The sequence below is a fragment of the Micromonospora deserti genome, assembly GCF_003236335.1.
Lineage (GTDB): Bacteria > Actinomycetota > Actinomycetes > Mycobacteriales > Micromonosporaceae > Micromonospora > Micromonospora deserti.
On sequence record NZ_POUB01000508.1, the window covers coordinates 1 to 1,326 of the forward strand.

A 1,326-nucleotide genomic window follows, 5' to 3' on the forward strand; every position below is an offset into this window, starting at 1 on the left:
GGGTGGCGGTGCTCGCGGCGAACTACGTGGCGGCGCGGCTGCGCGGGCACTACCCGGTGCTGTACGCCGGCAACAAGGGCCTGGTGGCGCACGAGTGCATCCTGGATCTGCGGCCGTTGACGAAGGCGGCCGGGGTGAGCGTGGACGACGTGGCGAAGCGGCTGGTCGACTACGGTTTCCACGCGCCGACGATGTCGTTCCCGGTGGCGGGGACGCTGATGGTGGAGCCGACCGAGAGCGAGGACCTGGCCGAGCTGGACCGGTTCTGTGACGCGATGATCGCCATCCGGGCGGAGATCGGCGCGGTGGCGTCGGGGGAGTGGCCGGCGGGGGACAACCCCCTGGTGAACGCGCCGCACACCGCGGCGATGGTCAGCGGTGACGAGTGGCCGCACCCGTACCCCCGGTCGGTGGGTGCGTACCCGGCCGGCGTGGACCGGGCCGGGAAGTACTGGCCGCCGGTGCGGCGGATCGACGGCGCGTACGGCGACCGGAACCTGATCTGCTCGTGCCCGGCGCCGGAGGCGTTCGAGAGCTGACGGGGCGGCCCCGGGGTGGCGTGGTGCCGCCCCGGGCGGAGAGCGTCGACCTGGGCGGCAGGCGCCCCGACCGGGGGGCTAGCCTGGGTCGACGCGAAGTTCCGTGACGGAGTGTGGTCGGCTCAGGCGACGAGGGCGTGGCGGGCCGGGCCGCGGTGCGGGGCGATCGTCCTGCCGTCGGGGAGCAGTTCGCCGGTGTCCTCGAAGACGATGACACCGTTGCAGAGCAGGCTCCAGCCCTGCTCAGGGAAGCAGGCGATGATCCGGGCGGCTTCCCGGTCGGTCGCTTCGGCGGAGGGGCAGGTGGGTTGGTGCTGGCACATCGGGTTCTCCGGACTGTGGGGGCGCTGTGTCATGGTTCACATGACCAGTGACGCACAGTACCAAGCGAAAGTGGCCAGCATCGAGCACATGTGCGCGTCGGTCGCAGGAATCCACTGAACGGATGAGGCAGGTAGGGCCAGACGGTGTGGAAACGCTTCCACGGAATGTGATCGATGTACCGGCCGCACCGGCCGGCTGCCGCCGCAGGCTCGCCGAACGGGTGCGGTGGGAGTGGCGGCCCGGCGACACCGGCGACCCGGCCACCGGCGTGGAGGAATTCCTGGCCGCGCACGGCCTGCCGCTGCACGACCTGGCCCGCCCGGCCCGCGCCCACGACCCGGACGGGCCGTGCGGGGCCGCCCTCTACGTCTCCGCCGCCGCCGGCGCGTTCCTCACCGGCGCGCCGGCCGGCGCCGCCAACCCGGCGCCGGCGTTGCCCGAGGTCGCGGTGGTCGTCTACGAC

At 73.2% G+C, this 1,326-nt stretch carries 1 protein-coding gene and 2 pseudogenes; 2 read left to right on the forward strand and 1 reads right to left on the reverse strand.

What is annotated here, in order from left to right:
• Positions 1 to 539 (forward strand): annotated as a pseudogene (locus tag C1I99_RS31600) (glycine dehydrogenase (aminomethyl-transferring)); the annotation flags it as partial.
• Positions 540 to 661: 122 nt separating this feature from the next.
• Here the strand turns inward: C1I99_RS31600 and C1I99_RS31605 are convergent.
• On the reverse strand, positions 662 to 862 hold the full coding sequence (locus tag C1I99_RS31605; protein ID WP_111137783.1) for a DUF5999 family protein: 201 nt from the start codon (positions 860 to 862) through the stop codon (positions 662 to 664).
• A gap of 122 nt (positions 863 to 984) precedes the next feature.
• Between C1I99_RS31605 and C1I99_RS31610 the strand changes: the two are divergent.
• Positions 985 to 1,326 (forward strand): annotated as a pseudogene (locus tag C1I99_RS31610) (anthranilate synthase component I family protein); the annotation flags it as partial.

What these genes read in the sequence shown, in the direction of transcription:
- C1I99_RS31605 (WP_111137783.1), bottom strand. Translation starts at nt 862, where the DNA reads ATGTGCCAGCACCAACCCACCTGCCCCTCCGCCGAAGCGACCGACCGG.